We start from the raw sequence: 19,928 nt of genomic DNA on the forward strand, positions 1-19,928 counted from the left end.
TCATGACCGACACGCCGCCGACTGGGATCGACCGCTGGGTGAGCCTGGCGACGAGCTTCGTCGCGCCGGTGACCGTGATCAGCGGCGTCCTGTTCTACTTCGGGTACGTCGCCGCCCGCGCCCAATACGACTACTTCGGCCTCGATGTCGACGTGATCGGGCTCAGCACCCGCGCGTACGTCATGCGCAGCCCGCAGCCTCTGCTGACCCCGATGCTGGTCCTGGTGCTGGGCGGCGTCGCAGTGGTCGCCTTCCACCATTGGGTTCGGCGACATGCCGTGGAGGATTGGTTTCGTCCGCTGGTCACCATCGTCCTCAGCGTTGGGATTGCCCTCATGACGGCCGGGACGCTGCTGCTCGCAGGGTTCACACTCGTCGGCGGCTGGGCCTATTACTCGCTGGTGACGCCGGTCCTGCTCGGCGGTGGCGCGGCACTCGTGGCGTACGCCCTGCGCCTGCGCGGCGGCCGCCTCGAACCGCGCATCGTGCTGCTCTGGGTGGGCGTGGCCGCTTGCGTGATCTGGGCGACGGCCACGACCGCGCAGTGGACCGGCCGGGGCCTGGCGATGGAGCAGGCCCGCAACCTGCGCAGCCTGCCCAGCGTCGTCCTCGACACCCGCGAGCGGCTGCACGTCCCCGCCACCGCCGGGGTCGAGGAGGTCGTACGACCTGACGCCGGTGAGGACGACTACCGCTTCCGCTACTGGCGGCTGAGGCTGCTGATCCAGGGCGACGATCGGATGTTCCTCGTGCCCGATACCTGGAGCGCCGGCGGCACCACCATCCTCGTCCGTCTCGACGACGACGTACGGGTCCAGTTCCAGTTCCGGAACTCTCCGCCGAACTAGTGCGTCAGCCCGGATGGCACTCGGTCAGACCAGTGCGTCCTTCAGCCGCGCGGCAAAGGCACTCGGGTGGTCCACGAAACCGGTGTGGTCGCCGGGGAACCGCATGGCGGTGAGGCCGAGCCGCGCGGCGAGCGCCTCGGTCGTACGCTCGCACAGCTGACCTGCCGACTCCTCGCCGATGCCGAGGACGATCCGAGGGCCACGGCGCAGCACTTCCTCGTCGTGCACCCACTGCACGGAGGCCGGCAGCTCCTTGGCGTACCAGAACGCCTCCTCCGTCAGAGCGCTCGGGGTGCGCTCGCCGCCGAACATGGCCTCGAGCATGCCGTCCGGGACCACGATGTTCGCTTGCTCGAAGAACATGCCCCACGCGCCGACCACGTCGCCGTCGGCGTACCGACGCCTCATCGTGTCGGTCAGCGTGCGCTGCTCCGCCCGGTCGTCGAGTAGCTCCAGCAGCGGGGGCTCATGTGCCACGATCGTCGTGGCGAGCTCGGGATGGCGCTGAGCGAAGGCGAGGGATGTCACGGCACCGCCGCTGGATCCGAGGATCGCGACGGGGCCGAGGCCCGTGCGGCGTACGAGCTCGGCGAGGTCGTCGGCGCGCTGCTCTGGTGTGGAGCCGACGGACTGATCTACCAGGACGCTCCCGCCGTGGCCGCGCGGGTCGTGGGTGAGGACGGTGTGGTCGGCGGCGAGCACCTCGGCGAGCGGGGCGAACTCCTCGGCGGTCATCGGTGACCCGACGAGCGCGATGGCGGGCCCGGACCCACGTAGCTCGTAGCTCAGGCGTGTTTCGGGTAGGTCGATCTGGGCGGGTGCGTACATGGCGTTCTCCTCGGTGTCGGTAATGGTGTCGGTGATGGCAGTGGTCGAGCAGGCGCCAGGCGCCGGAGCCGGGAGACGAGAGGTGGCGCGGCGGCCGCGAGCAGGATCGTGAGCGCAGCGGGTAGCGCCATCGCGCCGGCCAGCCCCACCCCGACGGCGAGCCCGCCGATGAGAACCGGCCCCACGAACCCGCCGAGATATCCGATCGTGGTGACGACCGAGAGCCGCTGCGGATCGATCCGGGTGGCGCCCAGAGTGCCGATCACGATCGGCCAGACGAGGGCCGTTCCCGCGCCGGCGAGCGCCCATCCTCCGGCGGCGACCACGACCTGCGCAGCCTCCGCGACGATGGGGGAGAGGAGGACGAGTACGAACCCGAGCAGCGTCACCCCGGCGGCCGCCGCTACCAGGATCGGTGCGGCGACGGCGCCGCGCAGACGGTCTCCGGCGAGGCGGACGACGGTCATCGCAGCGAAGAAGACGGCGTACATCGTCGCTCCGGCGGCCGGCTCCGCGCCGAGGACGCGAGTGGTGTGGATGCCAGCCCAGTCGGTTGCGGCACCTTCCACCACGAAGGCAGCGGCGGCCACGGCACCGGCGCCGATGAGTACGGGGCTCATCGTTCGGGTCGGCCCCTGAGAAGCCACCGCGTTCGGATCCGCGGCAGTGCCCGGGTCTCTGCCGGTGCGGCCGACCGGAAGCCGCAGCGCCAGCAGAGTGAGCAGGGCGCCGGCGGCCAGTGCGGCGGCAGGCAGCAGCAGGAGGCTGTCGGCTCCGGCGCGCAGCGCCGCTGCCAGCGCCGACGACCCCAGGACGGCGCCGAGCGTCCAGCATCCGTGCATCCGGGCGATCACGGGTCGTCCCGCTGCGCGCTCGGCGGCCGTCGCTCGCGAAGTGAGGCCGACGTTGATGGCGCCGCAGCAGAGGCCGAAGACGGCGGCGAGGGCGATCATCGGCTCGGCTGCGGGCATCGCGCCGATCGCGGCGAGGAGGAGCCCCGCCGTGGGGAGGGCGACGCGCAGCACGGCGGCGTCGCTCCAGCGGTGGGTGAGGTGGCCCGCCAGCGGCATCGCGATCGCCGCGCCCAGCGCGAGGGTGAGGAGCAGAAGCCCGAGCCGCGTGGGACCGAGATCGACTCGGGCGTCGAGGGCAGGAAGCCCCGCGCCCCAGACCGCGATGAGCATGCCCACTCCACCGTGCAGCGCGGTGATCACGCGAGGGCTTTCCGGTGCGGGGCTCGACGAGGACATGCCTCCAGGTTGCTCGCGGCTTCGGACGCGCGTCCAACACCGGCGAAGCGCGGATCGACGCACTTCTGTTGTCGATCCGCTGTCACCCGGTTCGCCGACCGGACAGAATGGGCCTGTGGCGGGCGACCTCGAGATCAGGCTCCTGCGTCGTTACGTGGTGGTCGCGGAGGAGCTGCACTTCGGGCGCGCGGCCGACCGGCTCTTCATCGCCCAGCAGGCGCTCAGCCGAGACGTACGCCGACTCGAGAGCGCTGCGGGCGTCCGCCTCCTCGACCGGTCCTCCCGCCGCGTCGCACTCACGCCGGAGGGCCAGCGCCTCGTGGGCCGAGCGCGCGAGCTCATCGCGCTGCACGACCGTGCCGTACGCGACCTGCGTGCCGACACCGGCAGCCTCGTCATCGACGCCGTCGCGCCGGGTACGACGCCTGCTCGTGTGCTGGACGCGGCTCGGCGTACGGCCCCTGACATCGAGTTCATCGTCCGCTACGGCGGCGGATCCGCGGACGCGGTGGTCGGGGCGGACGTCGGCTTCGGCGCCACCCCACAGGGCGTCTCGGCCCCGCGTGGGCAGGTGGTCCGTCATGAACGGGTCATCGTGCTGCTCCCCGACGATCACGAGCTCACCGCGCTCGACGCCGTACCGCTCGAGGCTCTCCGGACGGCCCGGGTGTGCACGCGGTCCGGCGACCACGTGACCCCCGCATGGGCCCGCGCGATGGGTCAGCTCCTCGCGCCGTTCGGCGTGGACCCGACGGACGGGCATCCCCACGTCCTCGGCGGTGCCGAGCTCGCCGCGCACCTACGGCTGCACGGCGCGCCCGGCCTGGCCCTGGAGAGCCAGCCGCCGGTCGAGGGCATCGTCATGCGTCCGCTGGTCGAGCCCGTCGCGCTGTTCCCCTGGACGATGCGTTGGCGCGCGGATCTCGATCACACCGGTCTCGACGTGCTGAGACGCAGCGCACGCGCGTTGTCCGAGGCGCATGGCTGGATCACGGTGCCCGACGGCGCCTTGCTCCTGAGCTCCTGATCAGAGCGTACGTACCTGCAAGCCGTCAGTGGCCTCTGCAGGCGTCGCCGGGAGACGGCACGAAGGCCTTGAGCCCGGCTCGGGCGAACATGCCGTAGCTCTGCGTCCCGTGGTAGCGGTCGGTGCCGCCCGGGCTCTGGTTGCCTCGTACGGCCAGCCCGTCGTCGTCGAAGCCCTCCGGGTTGCCCTCGATGGAGTCTGCGGTGTCCTGGCCTGAGAACACGCACTCCGAGGAGGCGCGGTCCGGTGCGGGGATGTCGTCGCCGTTGCCGTTCACCTCTCCAGCGCTCGCGGCGCCGGCTCCGGCCAGCACGAAGCCCGCCGCGATGGCACAGCTTCCGATCCAAATCCTCATGATCTCTGTTCCTTCCGTCTTCGATGGCCCTGACCTGCCCTGCCGTGCCACCGAGCTGTGGTTGCGGTCTGCTCAACCAGACGAATGGCCGGAAGGCCGAGATGTCGTTTTGGGCTAGCAGTTTCATCATCTGTCCGGCCTCGGCGTGTTGCTATACGCCAATCTGGGGGCTTCCCAAAATGAGGCCAGTGCTTCAGTCGTCGAACACTCGACCACCCAGGGCGGTAGCGTCAGGGCGCATGAGTAGTGCGCCGGTCCCCAACGAGGCGCTGCGGGTCGCGGCGTGCGAGACCGACGAGTCGCTCGCGGCGGCCAGCGTCCTGTTCAACCAGTACCGCCGCCACTACGGCGAGCCGCCGGACGCGGACGACCGCACCATCGGCTGGCTCACCGACATGGTCCGGTCGAGGATGCTCACGATCTACACGGCCTTCGTGGACCCGTCGGAGGACGCATCGCCGATCGGCCTGGCGACCAGCCACACAGTCCCCGCCTCTCTCGCCATGGGACGGTTCTGGCAGCTGCGTGATCTCTACGTAGTACCCGGGGCCCGCCGCAGGGGAGTGGCAGCCGCGCTGGTGAGCGCCGTCCGTGAGGCGGCGCTCGCAGCAGGCGCGACACGCCTGTCTCTCGTGACCGAACCCGACAACCAGGCCGCTCTCGGCCTCTATCGAGGCCTCGGCTTCAAGCCCGTCGAAGGTCTGGCGTCGCTCAGCCTCGACCTAGCTCCCCCTGAGGTCAGGGAGTAGGTCGGCCGCTTCTTCCTCGACCGGCCTCTCCGTCGATGCGGAGTCCAGCTCCGGCAGCAGCCGATCCAGCCACTTCGGCAGCCACCAGTTCGCGTTGCCCAGGAGCTTCATGGTGGCCGGGACCAGCATCAGGCGTACGACGGTCGCGTCGAGGAAGATGGCCGTGGCCAGGCCGACTCCCATCATCTTCACCACCGGGTCGCTGCCGAGGACGAAGCCGGAGAAGACGGCCACCATGATCAGCGCGGCTGCGGTGATGGTGCGGCCGGTGCCGGCGATACCTGTGATGACCGCGCGGGTGTTGTCGCCGTGGCGGCGGTACTGCTCGCGCACCCGCGACAGCAGGAACACCTCGTAGTCCATGGAGAGACCGAACAGGATCGCGAACATGAACAGCGGGATGAACGACACGATCGGCACCGTCGACTCCACGCCGATCAGGCTGGCGGCCCAGCCCCACTGGAAGACCATGACGAGCACGCCGTACGCCGCACCGACGCTCAGCAGGTTCAGCACGACTGCCTTCAGGGGCACCAGCACCGACCGGAACAGCAGCGTGAGCAGGAGGAACGACAGCAGCAGCACGGCGGCCACGAAGCGCGGCATCCGTTCCTGCACCCGGTCACCGAGATCGGCGAAGGTGGCGGTCTGACCGCCGACATGGGCGGTCGCCGAGCTGTTGTCGAGCACCGTCGGGAAGACCTCACCGCGCAGCCTCGTGACGGTCTCCTGGGTGGCAACGTCCTGGGGCGACGTGGTCGGCTGCGCCACCAGCGTCGCAACGCCGGAGTCAAGATCGATGATCGGTTCGGCGACCGCGGTGATGCCCGGGTCGGCGGCCACTGCCTCGGCCAGCGGGGCCACGACGGTCTTGTCGTGCGAGATGTCGACTGCGATCACCAGAGGCCCGTTGGCCCCGGGACCGAAACCGTCGGCGATCAGGTCGTAGGCGCGGCGTTCCGTCCTCGAATCGGGCTTGGTCCCGTCGTCGGGGAAGCCCAGGTCGAGCGCGAGAACGGGTGCGGCCAGGGCGATCATGAGGACCGCTCCGCCGACGAGGTACGCCGTCGCGTTGCGGGTCACGTGAGCGCCCCACCGGTACCAGCCGGTGCTCGGCCGGTACACCCCATCCCGTCGCCGGCGTCCGTTGATCCGGTGCCCCGCCAGACCGAGAAGTGCCGGCAGCAAGGTGACCGAGGCGAGCACCATCACGAGCACCATCGCGGAGATGGCAACCCCACCACCGGTCACGAACGGGATCCCCGCGACGAGCAGCCCGAGGATCGCCACGACGACCGTGCCGCCGGCGAAGATCACCGCCTGTCCTGCTGTCGCCAGGGCTCGGCCCACCGATTCGGGGACCGGCATGCCCTGAGCCAGGTTCTCGCGGTGCCGGGTGACCAGGAAGAGCGCGTAGTCGATACCGACGCCGAGCCCGACCATGGCCGCGAGCTCCGGCGCCCACGCCGGGATGTCGATCAGGTACGTCACCAGCTTCATCGAGGTGACGCCGATGACCAGACCGAACAGCGCCATCCCGATCGGCAGTCCCATCGCGACGAAGGAGCCGAAGGCGATCAGCAGGACGATCATCGCGACGATGATCCCCGCGACCTCGCCGAGCCCGGTGGGCGCTTCCTCGAACGCGAAGAACAGGTCGCCGCCGGTCTCGAGCGTCAGCGACGACTCCTCACGCAGGTCGGCGACGGCGTCCTTGAGGTTGTCCAGGTCGGAGGCTTCGAGGTGCTCGACCGCCGGATACTGCACTCGCACGAGCGCGATGTCTCCGTCCGGCGAGACGCTGCTCGTCGTACCCAGCACACCCGGGAGCTCCGCGAGTGCGGCCTCCACGGGCGCCACTTGCGTCGTGGCGTCTGGCGCTTCGAGTACGACGTGGGCGCTGATCCCGCCCTCGTCGGCCTGGGCCTCGGAGAGCAGCTCCGCGGCTTGGTAGGAGTCGAGGCCGGGCGCCTCGAAGCTCTCCTCGAGCTCGCGCCCGAAGGCGACGGAGGAGGCGATGACGACGAGCGCGAGAACGACCCAGGCGCCGATGGCGGTCCAGGGACGGGTCGCGGCTGACCGGCCGAGCCGGTAGAGGAGATCTGACATGCCTCCACCGTGGCCCGGCGACGAACGATCCACATCGGGCCAAGGAGCAGTGGGCCCCTCGGCCGAAAGTACGAGGAGAAGCTCGTCCTTGTGCCCCGTACGACGAGGCTGTCCGCTCGCTAGGCTCAAGTGGTGGTGACCGCCTTCGTCCGCTCAGTCCTGGCCGAGCCCCGTGCCCCGGATCCGCCAGCGCCGGCATGGTGGGACTGGGCCCTGGTCGGCGCCCTGCTGATCACGGCCGCGGGCGAGGCGATCTTCCGCTCCGACGTATCGTGGCGCCCCTTGGCCACCGTGGTCACGCTCCTGGTGATCCCGGTCCTGCTCTGGCGGCGTACTCATCCACTTCTGGCGACCGCGGTCGGCTTCGGCGGTGGTGCGATGGTGCTGCAGATCCCGACGATCATCGACGGCGTCGGAGAGGTGGGGCTCAACACGATGGCCTGCGTCCTGCTGTTGCCTTACTCCCTGTACCGCTGGGCATCGGGGCGCGAGGCTCTGATCGGTACGGCGATCGTCGCCGTACCGGTGACTCTGGGACTCGCCGCGACCGAGAACTTCGGAGACCTGATCGGCGGCGCCACCGTGGTGGTCGCGTCGTTCGCCCTCGGGGCCGCGATGCGCTACCGCGCGGTGGCGCGCCAGCGCGAGGTCCAGCAGGTCAGGACGCTCGAGCGCGGTGACCTCGCCCGCGAGCTGCACGACACCGTCGCGCACCATGTCTCCGCCATCGCGATCCAGGCCCAGGCAGGGCGAGCGGTGGCGGCCACGAACCCGGCCGCGGCCCTCGAGGCACTGGCGGTGATCGAGGCCGAGGCCTCCCAGACGCTGTCCGAGATGCGCACGATGGTCCGGGTGCTCCGCGACGGCGACGACGCGGCAGACTACGCACCACAGCGGGGCATTGGCGATCTGGACGAGCTGACCCGGATGAGCCCCCTGGTGCAGGTGCGGTGCGTGGGCGATCTCGCCGACCTGCCGCAGCCGGTCGAGGTGTCGGTCTATCGGATCTGTCAGGAGTCGGTCACCAACGCGATCCGGCACGCCCTCTACCCCACGAGGGTCAGCGTGGAGGTAAGGGGCGAGGCCGGCGCCGTGGAGGTGCGTGTGCACGACGACGGAGAAGCAGCCCGCCTCTCGACCAGCGTGGGCTACGGCCTGCTCGGGATGGCGGAGCGGGCCAAGCTCCTCGGCGGCGTGTGCCAGGCCGGGCCGGATCCGGCCGGCGGCTGGACCGTCGAGGCAACCCTGCCGCGCGAGGTGTCGCGGTGAGCAGCCAGGGGACCATCCGGGTGGTGGTCGCCGACGACCAGCTCCTGGTGCGTACCGGACTCACCATGATCCTCAACGCACAGCCCGGGATCGAGGTCGTCGGCGAGGCGACGGATGGTCACGAGGCGGTGGCCGTGGCACGCGAGCTGCGTCCCGACGTATGCCTCTTCGACATCCGGATGCCCGGCATCGACGGCGTCGAAGCCACCCGCCGGCTCGCCGGCCCCGGCGTCGAGGATCCCCTCGCCATCGTGGTCATCACGACCTTCGATCTCGACGAGTACGTCCACGGGGCCCTCAAGGCCGGCGCTCGGGGCTTCCTCCTCAAGGACGCCGGTCCCGAGCTGCTGGTCCAGGCGATCCACGCAGCCGCGAACGGCGATGCGCTCATCTCGCCCAACATCACCCGTCGCCTCCTCGCCACGCTGGCCGGCCTGGAGCGAGCGACCCCGCCGGCCCAGCCGATCGAGCCGCTCACCGAGCGCGAGGAGGAGGTCCTCCTCACCGTCGCGCGCGGCCGCACCAATGCGGAGATCGCCGAGGAGCTGATGATCACCCTGAGCACGGTGAAGACCCATGTCGCCGCGCTGATGAACAAGCTCGGCGCCCGCAACCGCGTCGAGGTCGCGATGTGGGCGTACGAGACCAAGCGCATGAAGGAATAGGGCCAGTACCGCGTCTTGGGTAGCCGGCTTGCGCTACCGTCGCGCCGTGCCGGGAACTGTTTAGACCTGTTGCATACGGTCGCGCGGGTCAAGCCGGCCGGTCCGTCCTGCAAAGGGGATGTCTATGACTCTGGGCGATGACTCCGAGACCGGGAGCGAGGACTGGGCTCGCACGCGGGACTACTTGCAGAACGACCCGACCAAGTGGAACAGCCTCTCCTGGATCGCCGCGCGCACTCTCATCGACTCGGTCAACGACGTCTTGGGACGTGGTACGCAGGGGCTCGTCGAGAACCTGCGTACGCACTGGACGAAGAAGGACAAGCCTCCGACGATTCCCGCCTCCAAGGTCTCGAGGTTCTTGGTCATCGGCGACACCGGCGAGCAGGACCCTTCCCAGTACGTCGTCGCGCCCGCCCTGGCGCGAGCCGCGCAACAAGCCGGCTTCGTGCTGGTCCTGAGCGACGTGATCTACCCGTCCGGCAACGTCAACGACTACGTGGACGGTTTCTACAAGCCGTACCGGTCGAACCGGGTGGATGGCCTCAAGGCGCCCCTCGACGTACGCGACAAGTTCTCGCTTCCTGAGAACGTCCCGGTCTACGCGATGCCGGGCAACCACGACTGGTACGACGGCCTCTACGGCTTCGCCCACCAGTTCCTCTACCCGGCGGATGCACCGCCGACCTGGCCCAGCGAGCTCCTGGCGCCGTCGTTCGAGGAGCCGCTGGGGCTATGGCAGCTGATCCGGGACCGCTTCGGCCGCGTCATGTGGCGCACACCCAGCGAACCGGCCGGCAAGACAGCGCCGGCGCGGTGGGGAGAGCCGGCCGAAGGGGATCAGCCGGCACCCGAAGCCCAGCTGCAGCCGGCGCCGTACTTCGTCATCGAGACCGAGCACGTGGACCTGGTGTGCATCGACACGGGCATCGACGGGACCATCGACGGGCCGCAGTTCGACTGGCTGAGCTCGCTGAGGGGCGAGAAGCCGAGGATCCTGATGACGGGCAAGCCGCTGCTCGTCAACGGTGAGCGCCGGAAGGGTGAGGTGTCCGGACGGCCCGGCAACACCGTCCACGACGTTGTGACCGACAAGAAGCACGGCTACGTCGCGACGGTGGGAGGTGACACCCACAACTTCCAGCTGTACGACCCGACGACGCCGGACAGCTCTCGCGACGGCCTGTGGCACATCGTCAGTGGCGGCGGTGGCGCGTACACCCACGCCACCCATCCCATTCGGACGGCCGCGGCGGATGCGCGAACCGACCTACGATTCCGGCCGACCAAGCTCTTCCCGCGGTCGGCCGAGTCCCTGGCGTACTTCGCCCAGCAGCTGGTCCCGAGCATCTGGCGGCTGCTGCTGACCGTCGTGCTGTTCGGCGGGGGAGTGGTCCTGGGAGGGTGGCTCGAGGAGACCGGGTGGAGCCGTCAGCTCCAGCTCGGGGACCAGCTTGTCCGAGTCGGTCCCGGAGGAGCGGCCATCGCCGCGATGATCGTGCTGGTGCTGCTGCATCAGTTGCCACAACGTCCTGGACGCAGTCGCTTCGTACCCCGCCTGCTCCTGCGTCTCGAAGCGCTGGTCGCGGGGGTGTTGGCGACGCTGTTCCTGCACCACTACCTGCCTGACGCGGCCGGAGCGCTGCTGGTGCTGTTCGGCGTGAGCACCCTGTGGATCTGCCTCAACGCCTGGTGCGTGCGGTGGTCGCGGTGGTGGAGCCCCGTCGAGCGGGTGCCCGGTTGGCATCACGTCGCGTTCGCGTGCGTGTTGGCGGCTCTCGTGCTCCTGGCTCTGTTGCCGATGGGCTTGGACGCGGGAGGCTCGGACGACGGACGTACGGTGTCCTGGGTCCTCGTCGTCGCGGTCGACCTCTACCTCGTCCTGGCGATCATCGGGTGGCGGAAACGGATCGTCACCACCGTGAACGGCGCGAGGGCCGCGAGCTGGCTCGAGCGTTCGGTCGTGTGGGCCGTGCTCGCGCAGGCAGCCGTCGTGTCGGGCGAGATGTTGCGCGTGATGAGCGGTGAGGGCCTGACCGTGCTGTTCCTCAGTGGCCTGCTCGGGCTCGTGCCGTTGGCGGTGATCGCGGTGGTGGTGCTCGCGGCCGTTCTGGCCCCGGACTTCCTCACCCGCCGCCTGCACGAAGACCCCGTACGCCGGGCGCAGGCGTGGCTCCGCTGGCGGCGTTTGCTGGCTCAGCCCCTGGTGTTCCTCGCGGCGCCGGTGACGCTGGCGCTCTGGTGGTGGGTTGCCGACGCCGTCGACTCGGAGTGGATGCGGGCCGCCTTCGCCCTGCCCGGGCTCATCACGGTCGCCGCGATCGGCATGCTGGTCGTCGACTGGGTGCGACGCGAGCACCAGCGCCTGTACATGCCGCTGTTGGTCGTCGCCGTCCTCGCCCTCGGGGTGCTCCTGCTGGGGGCGGCGGTGCCGGGCCTGCTCGACGTACCGGGCTTCTCGGCGCCCGGCCAGGTTGCGAACGAGCTCAGGACGTGGTGGCCGGCAGTGGCGGTCGTCGCGGCTCTCTTCACCGTTGTCGCTGTCGGCGCCGCGGTCCTCCTCGCACACCTGGTGTTCCTCGGTGCGTACTCGCTGATCGCGGACCCCAAGTCGTGGGTGAGCCCCCGCTACCGTCCTGGCGTCTCGACGCCCTACGACTTCATCAGCGAGGCGGACGCGACGGCCATCATCGAGGCCGAGCAGGAGGAGATGGGTGGCGAACCCGCCAAGGCCGATGGTGTCGAATGGCGGACCAGACGCCGGGCGCAGATCGCCTTCCCCGGCCTGAACCCGCCGTTCGGGCCGATCCAGAAGTTCGTCTCTGAGATCTACTCGCTGGACGAACCGCCGTTCTTCAAGCACTTCCTCGAGTTCGAGACCTCACCCACCGAGGCGGTGGTGAAGATCCATCGCGTCCGCGGCGACCAGCCGGTTGAGATCGAAGAGGTGGCGAGGATCAGTCTCACGGTCGCGGCCGTCGCACTCGACTGATCGCTCCAAGCCGCGAGCCCCGAATGCCCAAACGGATCCAAACTTCGTCATCAGTCAGGAGAAGCAACATGCCGCGCCAGGTCATCGCCACCGAGAAGTCGCCTAAGTCGCCTTTGTTCAGCCAAGCAGTCAAGGCCGGACCGTTCGTGTTCGTCTCCGGCACCGTCGGCATCGACCCGAGCAGCGGCCGTCTCGCCGGAGGGACGATCCAGGAGCAGACGCGACAGGCGTTGACCAACTGCCAAGCGATCCTTGCAGCCGGTGGCGCCAGTCTTGACGACGTCGTGGAAGTCGGGATCCTGCTCGCCAACCCTGCAGACTTCGACGGCCTCAACGAGGAGTGGGCGCGTTGGTTCCCGTCCGATCCGCCCACGCGGTACGGAGTGAAGCTCGGCGTGGACGTCCCAGGGCTTCTCGTGTCGATCCGCATGACGGCTTACACCGCCTGACCGAGCCGACCACGCGAACCCTCAGGTTGTGCCGGACCCCGCGCTGCCCCGAATCAGCGACTGGTGGATCTGCCATGCAGCGAAGGCGACCAGCAGGCCGCCAGCAATGCCGACCCACCCGGCGGAACGCACCTCGCCTTCCTCGCCGATCGCCACCCAGGCCGCTATGACGACCCCGACGTAGTGGACTGCGGTGAGGGCACCGGCAGAGATCAGGACGGCGGTGGCGAATCGACGCCGGGAGGAGAGAGACAGCATGCCGAGGGCCAGGCAACCGATCACTGCCGCCGGCTCGAAGATGAACTCAGCGCTTGCGCCTTCCTCGACCTCGGTCCAGTACGAGCTGTAGCCGTCGTAGGGGATGAACAGCGCGAGGGTGGCCAGTCCAGCGCCCGCCATTGCCGATACCAGCCAGACGGGCTCGACCGGACCAAGGTCGCGATCCCTCGGCGACACGCTCAGGCACGCCCGGCCTGCCACGACAGCCCCCACTGCGCCGCACACGACAAGGAGACCCAGAACAACACCGATGGCGCCGATGTCCTCGAGGGAGAACTTCACCAGTCCGATGCCGGCGGCGCCCATGAGGACCCCGACCACGGTGAACAGTCCTGCTGCGTCGGCTGTAGCCAGCTGCTCACGGCGGATCTGGCTCGCAGCGAAGAGGAGAGCAAGGGCGGCAAGTCCTGCCTCGAACGGCGTGACGACCGCGAACGAGTCCCAGGACATCGGGGCCTCGGCCAGCATCGGCAACGGAATCGCAGCCAGGAGCGCCACGGCAGCTATTGACGCGACGGCTGGCACCCACCTGGGCGGCTGGGGCTCGGTAGCTGCCACCGGCCGCGGGCTGTGCTCGGGCTCGCGCGCGACAGCGGCTTCGGCTGCCGGTGCAGGTGTGTCTGGTGGGGGCGGCACGACTGTCGGCTGCTCCGGGGCGGCCGGTGACGGTTGGGGCGGGGGCTCGGCGGGCCGGCGAGCTCGTTCGGCCGACCCTCGAACGACACGCTGTGTGTCATGCTCAGCCAGGTCGTCCAGCGCCATGCGCGCCGCGGCGGCGCGAGCGGAGTCTCCTTCGTCCAGCAACGCGGCCAGCTCCTCCACTGCACCGAGACGCACATTGGTGAACGGACTCGAGATGGCGCCACGCAAGTCGGCCAACAGGTCCACCGGTTCAGGTGGGCGGTTGCTGCGGGCGATGTAGAAGTCCCCCTGCACGTCGAAGACCCACTTGCCCGGAGTCTGCGACGGCGTGACGGCCCGCACCCGGTCGAAGGCGAAGTCGTACAGCTCGTCGACCGACACGAAACCGTCGCGATCCCGGTCCGCCTCGCCGGTGGTCAGACCCTCGACCAGAGCCGAGGTGAACACCGACGGCTTGCCCTGGCCGGCAAGCTGGTCGCCCTCGAATGAGTACTCCATCGCGCTCGACGCCGTCAGCACGATCCGCCCGCGGCCATCGAAGCGCTCCATGATGTCCATGCGCTCATCGCCGCGATTCATCATCCCGCGCGCGAACGCGCCGCTGTAGCAGCAGTCCAGGAGCAGCACGATGCGCCGGGATCGACTCTTCGTCATCTGCCTGTTCACGTAGTCGGCGGGCAGGGACGTGGCGTCGAGGTGGTCGACCTCGGTGTCCGGCGTTGCGAAGTAGAGCCTTCCGTCCTCGTCCTTCACCCCGTGGCACGAAAGATGCAGCAGGAGGAGATCGTCAGGCCCGCGGTCATCGAAGAAGCTGGAGACCTTGCGCCGGACCACATGCTCCGGCTCGTTGAGCGACACCTCGACATCAAAGCCCCCGATCTCGGCGTTCCGGAGCACGCCTCCCAGCTGCTCGGCGTCGGTGGCGGGCGCGCGAAGCCTGCTCAACCGCTGGTCCTGGTACGTGTCGTTCGCCACCACCAGCGCGCTGCGCCGACCCGCGGTCATGGCACCGGTGAGGAAGCAGGTGGGTCCGGCTCCGCTGACCCGTGCAGGGCCGCGACGAACTCATCGATGAGTCGATCCTGCTGCTCCCGCGACGCCGAGTCGATCTTGAGTGTCTGGTCGCCGATGGTGAGCTCGACCGAGTTGGCCCCGCGAGTAGAGGACATCCACCCCCGTATCGCTCCCACGATGGCGGTCACGGCGACCAGCGGCTCCTGGAAGGCCACGAGCAGAACCCCGATCGCCGCGACGTCGATGCCACGGGTGCCAGCAGGCGCCTCGCCCGCGCTCGCCCGCTCGACATCATCGACGCCGAGGTCCAGCAACTCCCGGCGCAAGGCCGAGCTGAGCTCATCGAGACGCTCCACGTCAGGATCGTGGATCGTGATGGTCATCTGGCGACTCATCCGCGGCTCCTCGCTTCAAAGGACTCCCTTATGGTCAGTGTCCTCCCAGACCGGGGGCTCGTCAGCGGATTCACCGACACAGTGGCCGAGCCCGACCAGGGCGGGCTCGGCGAAGAGATGTGGACGTCAGGCCATCTCGGGGACATGCAGGTGTGCGTACGCGAGGTCGAACTCGTGCACGTCGACGATCTCGCCGCCCGCGTCGCTCGCGGCCCGGCTTCGCATGTTGTCGGCCGCCGAGCGGCTGGCTTCCATCGCGGCGCGGGACTCCCAGGCCGTGGTGGCGCAACCCAGGCCGGACGAACGGTTCATCAGCAGGCTGGCGCTGCAGAATCCAGCGGTCTGCTCGAGCTCGGGAAGGATCCCTACCCGGAAGGTCTCGGCCATGGCGTCGAGGTCACCCTGCAGCCAGCTGACTCGGGCGCACTCGCCGTGATGGCTACGGTGCATGACGACGATCTCCCATTCGTCGATCTGCATGGAGCCGCCGAGGATGTCCTTGCCTCGATCGCGCAGCGGGCGAAGCTGCTCATCGCTGGCGCGCATGGCCGCCTCGTCTTCCCACGAACTTGTTGCGATGCAGTGCCCGGTCTCGCGGTCGACGAGCATCGAGAGGCCGCGACAGCCCTCGGTGCTGTCGAGCATGGGCCCGACCTCGTCCTTGACGAAGGTGATGCCCGCGTCGACGTTGCCGGGACTGCCGTGGAACGTTGTGGAACGTGCGTACACGGCCCGCTCCTTTCTAGGACAGGGCAGTGCCCGACCGGCACCGCCGGTAGTTCCCTGTCTACTCCTCTGGGCGCGAGGACGCCATAGCCAAGCTCTACGGTTCTCGGCCCCCGGGGTGCCTCAGTCGTCGATGCGGACGACGACTCGTCCAAGAGACTGGCCGGACATGAGGTGGCGCATTGCCTGTGGGGTCTGGCTCAGGGGGAAGGCCCGGTCGACCACCACGCGCAGCTGGCCGGTCTGCAGGAGACTCGCAAGGGTGCCCATCAACTGCCGCTTGTCTGGTGACGCGAAGGACCCTCCGCGCAGTTGGGGGGAGACCGCCGAGCGTGCCACGAGTCCGAGGACGCGCGGGATGCTGCCGAGCCACCGGTGGCCGGTTGCCCCGAACGCGTCATGCCCGATCAGGACGTAGCTCCCTCGCGGGTCCAGTGCGCGGCGGATCGCCTTGAAGGAGTGGTTGCCAGGCACGTCGAAGATGAGGTCCCACTGCTCACCGCTGCGTGTGAAGTCCTCAGAGGTGTAGTCGATGACTCGGTCCGCGCCAAGGGAGCGCACGAGTGCGAGCTTGCTCGCGTGGTCGACACCGGTGACATGCGCGCCGTAGGCCTTGGCAAGCTGTACGGCGAACGCGCCGACGCCTCCCGCAGCGCCGTTGACCAGGACTCGCGACCCGGAGGGCACCCGTCGTTGGGGCAGATTGTTCAAGGCGATGAGCCCGGCGGTCGGCACCGCGGCCGCCTCCTCGAAGCTGACGCCGGAAGGCTTGAGCGCCACCCCCTCCTCGGGGGCGGTGGCGTACTCGGCGAACGCACCGCCGTTGCGCCATTGGATACCGCGAATGGTCTCCCCGAAGACTTCGTCACCCGGCTCGAACCGGGTCACCCCGCTACCGACGGACTCCACTACCCCGGCGACGTCAGTCCCGGGCACGCGCTCGCGGGGGCGTCTGACTCCGGAGCCCATGAGGCGGAGGACCGCGGGCCGGCCGGCCACGACGTGCCACACATCCGGATGTACGGACGCTGCCCGGACTCGGACCAAGACCTCGTCCTCGGCTGGTTCCGGCCGAGGGACGTCGCTCAGGCTGAGGTCGTCGACGGATCCGTAGCGGCCCTGAACGATCGCTCTCATGGTCGGAGCGTACAGAGACGCTTCGTCCTGAGCGTCACCGTAAGTCACGTCGATAGCTGTAGCTCCTCGACCCGCAGTGCCGATCCTTCCCGCAGCGGCTCCCACACACCGGTCGACTTGAAGCCGTGGACGAGATAGAGCCGGCGCGCGACTTGGTTGCCTTCGGTCACGTGCAGACGTACGCCGAGATCGCGGTCGCGGCACCAGTTCACCAGATCGGTGAGGAGCCCGGCGGCGTACCCACGGCCGCGTGCCTCGGGCGCCGTCCACATGCCCCAGATGTAGGCGACGGCGCTGTCCGGGGGAGTGAAGACGCCACCCATCGCTACTCCTCGGCCGTCTTCCAGTACCACCAGGATCGGTGCTGACCCCTCGGCCCGCTGCCGCCAGAAGTCCTCCGTGTACGCCTGGGCCTCGGCGAGCGTCGTTCTGAAGGCGTCGGGTGAGTCGGTCAGCGCCCGCAGGCTGACGTCGCGTAAGAGAGACCAGTCATCAGCAGTGATGGTGCGTACCTCGACGTTCATGGCACCGAGTCGACAGCAACCCCGTCGGTACTGCCACCGGATTTCGACTCGGCTCCTGGCGGGCCAGGTGCGCCGGATGCCGTCAGGTTCACTGGCCGTACGTGTAGCGCAACTCGGCGAACAGCAGCTGGTTCATCCTCTTGCGGATGTGCCCGGCCTTGCTGTCATCGGGCGGGTCGCCAGCGGCGAGGAGGATGAACGTCAACGCGGTCTCGCCGTGGCGATCTTCCAGCTCGAACACCACTCTGTCCTCGGGGCGGCTCGGCCACAGGGATGACCAGGTCAGGCGCTTGGGCGGGTCGGGTTCGAACACGTCGGGCTCGACCTCATCGGGTAGGAGCTCGAGCCAGGCGCGAACGCCCTCACGTTTGGGATCGGCCAAGTCAGCCCAGACGACGCGGGGTGGGGCTGGGAGCCGTCGTGTCCTTCTGCCGTACTCGGTCACCCGGCAACGGTAGGCGGTAGCGGACCGTTCGACCTATCCGTTTCTCTCGTCCAGGGTGTCCTGCCCCTTTGGCGGCGGTATGACGCGGGACCCTTTCTGTCAGCCGGGGTTGCACGCCAGATCAAAGTTCGATGCGTAATGGCAAGATGACTACATGGCATCGGACTCCCGGATGGTGGCATTGGGTTTCGGAAAGTTCGCGCGCGCCGACCGTATATTCGCCCTGGAGCGCATCACCGGGGAGGAACGCGGCGATGGCCGCCGCACTCGAGTCTGGATCGACGGGGTCACCGACCCCTTGATCGCGTCCAGGACCGAGATCACAATCCTTCGCGATATGGGTCAGGAGTCCGCGGTCACCGCAACCGAGCTCGACGAGGCAATGGACCTCGCCGCGCGTCTGGCGGCCGCGGCTGAGGAGGGTCGGGTGGATCTGAGCGATCTGGGTCGTCGTGCGCGACGCCTCCTCGCCACGACGACGCCATAGGAAGGGCGACCTCGACAGCCCGCCCCTTCGGTGAGTGACCCATCGCGGCGATGTAGCGCACTCGAAGCGGAATGCCGCGCTACCTCTGCATGGGTTTCTCCACGGTGCCGGTGTGCCTTGCGGGAGCCGAGGAGCTGGGCGAGGGCGGTGAGGCCCGTGGTGTCGCTTCCCACCGTGGCAGAGGCCGCAGCGATCCGCTCGACCATCACCCTGCCGACCTGCTCCTCGACGGTGCCCTCGGCGTACGCGATGTGCCACGGCGAGAGCTGGTGGTCGCGGTGGGTGCGGCCGGTCACCTGCCGTCCTGCGATACCCGAGAAGCGGGCCTGGTGGAAGACGCCGACCCGCGGCTCGCTGCTAGCCCGGCGACCGTCGGCGAGGGCTTCACCGGCGTGCAGGCTGATCGAGGCGACCGTGGTGAAGACGCAGACCTTCGCCTGCCCGGTCTGGAACCGGAGCCGCTCGGCCTCCGCGTCGAACCGGTCGCGGCCGTAGATCGTGGCGACTTCGAGGCCGGAGTCACGCAGCCGGTCGGCGATCGGGTCGGCGGCGGTCGCGACGAACTCGACCGAGCACGCCACCTGTCGCTCGGCCTCGACCTGCTGGACGATCCAGGCGACCGTGGAGTCGACGCGTATCAGCCCGGCCTTCTGCCGGAAGCGCAGCAGCGCTGCCCGCCCTTTCGCGACATTGCGGCCACGCCGGGCGATGTCCATCTCACGGCAGAACTCTCCCCATTCGGCCTCGTACGCCGTCCGCTCCGACGGTGTGAGTGCCACCGGCATGCCGGAGATCGGCACCGGCCCCCACGGTGCCGCGCGGTGCAGCATCGCGGGCGGCCGCTCGTCCTCGAGCCAGCCGCGTACCAGCTTGAGGTCCGCGGCGCGCCGCGCCGGGTCGGCGGTCCACGTTGCGCCGTAGCGTCCGCGCTCGACCCCGACGCCGTTGCGCTCGAGCGCGGCGGCGAACGTGGCGTCGGGCTGGGTCGCCGAGGTCCACTCCTGCATCGGCTCGCCGAGGACCTGCGCATAGGCCGGGGCGAGATATGGCAGGTCGAGCGGCGTGTGTCCGGGCGTCGCGGTCGTCGCGATGACGAAGGGTGCCTTGTCGTGCGGCCGCCCGTGGCCCGAGATTCGCGCCCAGAGCTTCCACCGCTTCGTCGTCGTACGTCGCAGCGCGTGGGCCTCGTCCGCGATGATCACGTCCCACGCGTGATCCTTGACCTTCTCCAGGCGGTCCCATGTGATCACGACCCATTCGAGACCGCCGTCGCCCAGCGCCGTGATCGTTCGGCACCAGTGGCCGATCGTGATCGCGGCGGGACGGTCGGCGACGACCAGCACCCGTCGCGCACCGCGGAGGTCGCCCACCGCTGTCGCCCCGAGGACCGCGGAGATCGTCTTGCCCACGCCGGGCTCATCGGCCAGCAGGAACTGCCGCCCGCCCGCCGCAGCGCGCGCCGCGATAGCGTCAGCAGCCTCGTACTGGATCCGCCGCGGCTCGAGCGCGTCGGTCGCCTCGAGGCTCTGCGTCGGAATGTCGGGATTGAGGGTGCTCTCGATGAACCGACCGAGCGTGTACGGACCCGGCGCGTAGGGCGCGAGGTGCGCCGGCACAGCGTGCCCGACGTACAGGTGGGTCTTGACTCCCGGGTGCCACGTGGCGCCCTCGACCTGGGTGCCGTAAGGGACATCGAGCACCCACAGCCGCTCGCCCGGGCCGACGGCCGGCAACGGCC

18 protein-coding genes are annotated in these 19,928 nt (G+C 69.3%); 7 read left to right on the plus strand and 11 right to left on the minus strand.

The features are described 5' to 3' along the window. The first annotated feature begins 2 nt into the window (after window positions 1-2). Entirely contained in the window at window positions 3-848 is an 846-nt protein-coding gene (locus tag AB0F44_RS19395) for a hypothetical protein (protein ID WP_357358129.1), read from the plus strand. A gap of 24 nt (window positions 849-872) precedes the next feature. Here the strand turns inward: AB0F44_RS19395 and AB0F44_RS19400 are convergent, their stop codons facing one another. Continuing rightward, window positions 873-1,676 carry an alpha/beta hydrolase gene (locus AB0F44_RS19400; RefSeq protein WP_357358131.1) on the minus strand — a complete coding sequence of 268 codons (804 nt, stop codon included), beginning with the start codon at window positions 1,674-1,676 and terminating at the stop codon, window positions 873-875. Continuing rightward, window positions 1,634-2,926: an MFS transporter gene (locus AB0F44_RS19405; RefSeq protein ID WP_357358133.1), complete on the minus strand. Its 1,293-nt coding sequence runs from the start codon at window positions 2,924-2,926 to the stop codon at window positions 1,634-1,636. Before AB0F44_RS19405 ends, AB0F44_RS19400 begins: the two co-directional genes overlap by 43 nt. 115 nt (window positions 2,927-3,041) lie before the next feature. Here AB0F44_RS19405 and AB0F44_RS19410 point away from each other — a divergent pair, with 115 nt between their 5' ends. Further along, a complete protein-coding gene (locus tag AB0F44_RS19410; RefSeq protein ID WP_357358134.1) occupies window positions 3,042-3,953 on the plus strand; it encodes a LysR family transcriptional regulator in 912 nt (303 codons plus the stop codon). Window positions 3,954-3,978: 25 nt separating this feature from the next. On the opposite strand, the gene AB0F44_RS19415 is transcribed toward AB0F44_RS19410, so the two are convergent. After that, the gene (locus tag AB0F44_RS19415) at window positions 3,979-4,308 is read right to left on the minus strand and encodes a hypothetical protein (protein ID WP_357358136.1); all 330 of its coding nucleotides are present in this window, start codon (window positions 4,306-4,308) and stop codon (window positions 3,979-3,981) included. Window positions 4,309-4,547: 239 nt separating this feature from the next. On the opposite strand from AB0F44_RS19415, the gene AB0F44_RS19420 reads away from it, so the two are divergent. Continuing rightward, window positions 4,548-5,057, plus strand: coding sequence for a GNAT family N-acetyltransferase (locus tag AB0F44_RS19420; protein ID WP_357358138.1), 510 nt, complete (start codon window positions 4,548-4,550; stop codon window positions 5,055-5,057). Here AB0F44_RS19420 and AB0F44_RS19425 read toward each other — a convergent pair. Further along, on the minus strand, window positions 5,031-7,166 hold the full coding sequence (locus tag AB0F44_RS19425; RefSeq protein ID WP_357358140.1) for an MMPL family transporter: 2,136 nt from the start codon (window positions 7,164-7,166) through the stop codon (window positions 5,031-5,033). The two genes, AB0F44_RS19420 and AB0F44_RS19425, sit on opposite strands and share 27 nt — an antisense overlap. A gap of 132 nt (window positions 7,167-7,298) precedes the next feature. On the opposite strand from AB0F44_RS19425, the gene AB0F44_RS19430 reads away from it, so the two are divergent. The 4 genes from AB0F44_RS19430 to AB0F44_RS19445 all read left to right on the plus strand — a co-directional run bounded on the left by AB0F44_RS19430 (window position 7,299) and on the right by AB0F44_RS19445 (window position 12,541). Then, complete coding sequence (locus AB0F44_RS19430; RefSeq protein ID WP_357358142.1) at window positions 7,299-8,435, plus strand: histidine kinase; 1,137 nt, start codon at window positions 7,299-7,301, stop codon at window positions 8,433-8,435. Then, complete coding sequence (locus tag AB0F44_RS19435) at window positions 8,432-9,100, plus strand: response regulator transcription factor (RefSeq protein ID WP_357358144.1); 669 nt, start codon at window positions 8,432-8,434, stop codon at window positions 9,098-9,100. Before AB0F44_RS19430 ends, AB0F44_RS19435 begins: the two co-directional genes overlap by 4 nt. 124 nt (window positions 9,101-9,224) lie before the next feature. Next, window positions 9,225-12,092 (plus strand): metallophosphoesterase, encoded by a 2,868-nt coding sequence (locus AB0F44_RS19440; RefSeq protein WP_357358146.1) that lies wholly within the window; start codon window positions 9,225-9,227, stop codon window positions 12,090-12,092. A gap of 68 nt (window positions 12,093-12,160) precedes the next feature. After that, a complete protein-coding gene (locus AB0F44_RS19445) occupies window positions 12,161-12,541 on the plus strand; it encodes a RidA family protein (protein WP_357358148.1) in 381 nt (126 codons plus the stop codon). Window positions 12,542-12,562: 21 nt separating this feature from the next. Here the strand turns inward: AB0F44_RS19445 and AB0F44_RS19450 are convergent, their stop codons facing one another. The 7 genes from AB0F44_RS19450 to AB0F44_RS19480 all read right to left on the minus strand — a co-directional run bounded on the left by AB0F44_RS19450 (window position 12,563) and on the right by AB0F44_RS19480 (window position 19,923). Continuing rightward, window positions 12,563-14,467, minus strand: coding sequence for a caspase family protein (locus AB0F44_RS19450; RefSeq protein WP_357358150.1), 1,905 nt, complete (start codon window positions 14,465-14,467; stop codon window positions 12,563-12,565). Next, window positions 14,464-14,871: a hypothetical protein gene (locus AB0F44_RS19455; protein ID WP_357358152.1), complete on the minus strand. Its 408-nt coding sequence runs from the start codon at window positions 14,869-14,871 to the stop codon at window positions 14,464-14,466. Before AB0F44_RS19455 ends, AB0F44_RS19450 begins: the two co-directional genes overlap by 4 nt. 126 nt (window positions 14,872-14,997) lie before the next feature. Next, entirely contained in the window at window positions 14,998-15,600 is a 603-nt protein-coding gene (locus tag AB0F44_RS19460) for an antibiotic biosynthesis monooxygenase (protein ID WP_357358154.1), read from the minus strand. Between the two features lie 120 nt (window positions 15,601-15,720). Then, window positions 15,721-16,734, minus strand: a complete 1,014-nt coding sequence (locus tag AB0F44_RS19465) for an NAD(P)-dependent alcohol dehydrogenase (protein WP_357358156.1) — start codon at window positions 16,732-16,734, stop codon at window positions 15,721-15,723. Window positions 16,735-16,778: 44 nt separating this feature from the next. Then, entirely contained in the window at window positions 16,779-17,258 is a 480-nt protein-coding gene (locus tag AB0F44_RS19470; protein ID WP_357358158.1) for a GNAT family N-acetyltransferase, read from the minus strand. 88 nt (window positions 17,259-17,346) lie between these two features. After that, entirely contained in the window at window positions 17,347-17,703 is a 357-nt protein-coding gene (locus tag AB0F44_RS19475) for a hypothetical protein (protein ID WP_357358160.1), read from the minus strand. 342 nt (window positions 17,704-18,045) lie between these two features. Next, complete coding sequence (locus AB0F44_RS19480) at window positions 18,046-19,923, minus strand: helicase (RefSeq protein WP_357358162.1); 1,878 nt, start codon at window positions 19,921-19,923, stop codon at window positions 18,046-18,048. Window positions 19,924-19,928 lie beyond the last annotated feature (5 nt).

This window comes from Nocardioides sp. NPDC023903, from assembly GCF_040639295.1.
Lineage (GTDB): Bacteria > Actinomycetota > Actinomycetes > Propionibacteriales > Nocardioidaceae > Nocardioides.

Bases quoted from the DNA above. Each gene is read 5' to 3' on its own strand.
- AB0F44_RS19470 (WP_357358158.1), bottom strand. From the start codon at position 17,258: ATGAACGTCGAGGTACGCACCATCACTGCTGATGACTGGTCTCTCTTA.
- AB0F44_RS19455 (WP_357358152.1), bottom strand. From the start codon at position 14,871: ATGAGTCGCCAGATGACCATCACGATCCACGATCCTGACGTGGAGCGT.
- AB0F44_RS19400 (WP_357358131.1), bottom strand. From the start codon at position 1,676: ATGTACGCACCCGCCCAGATCGACCTACCCGAAACACGCCTGAGCTAC.
- AB0F44_RS19450 (WP_357358150.1), bottom strand. From the start codon at position 14,467: ATGACCGCGGGTCGGCGCAGCGCGCTGGTGGTGGCGAACGACACGTAC.
- AB0F44_RS19425 (WP_357358140.1), bottom strand. From the start codon at position 7,166: ATGTCAGATCTCCTCTACCGGCTCGGCCGGTCAGCCGCGACCCGTCCC.
- AB0F44_RS19420 (WP_357358138.1), top strand. From the start codon at position 4,548: ATGAGTAGTGCGCCGGTCCCCAACGAGGCGCTGCGGGTCGCGGCGTGC.
- AB0F44_RS19415 (WP_357358136.1), bottom strand. From the start codon at position 4,308: ATGAGGATTTGGATCGGAAGCTGTGCCATCGCGGCGGGCTTCGTGCTG.
- AB0F44_RS19445 (WP_357358148.1), top strand. From the start codon at position 12,161: ATGCCGCGCCAGGTCATCGCCACCGAGAAGTCGCCTAAGTCGCCTTTG.
- AB0F44_RS19440 (WP_357358146.1), top strand. From the start codon at position 9,225: ATGACTCTGGGCGATGACTCCGAGACCGGGAGCGAGGACTGGGCTCGC.
- AB0F44_RS19465 (WP_357358156.1), bottom strand. From the start codon at position 16,734: ATGAGAGCGATCGTTCAGGGCCGCTACGGATCCGTCGACGACCTCAGC.
- AB0F44_RS19405 (WP_357358133.1), bottom strand. From the start codon at position 2,926: ATGTCCTCGTCGAGCCCCGCACCGGAAAGCCCTCGCGTGATCACCGCG.
- AB0F44_RS19395 (WP_357358129.1), top strand. From the start codon at position 3: ATGACCGACACGCCGCCGACTGGGATCGACCGCTGGGTGAGCCTGGCG.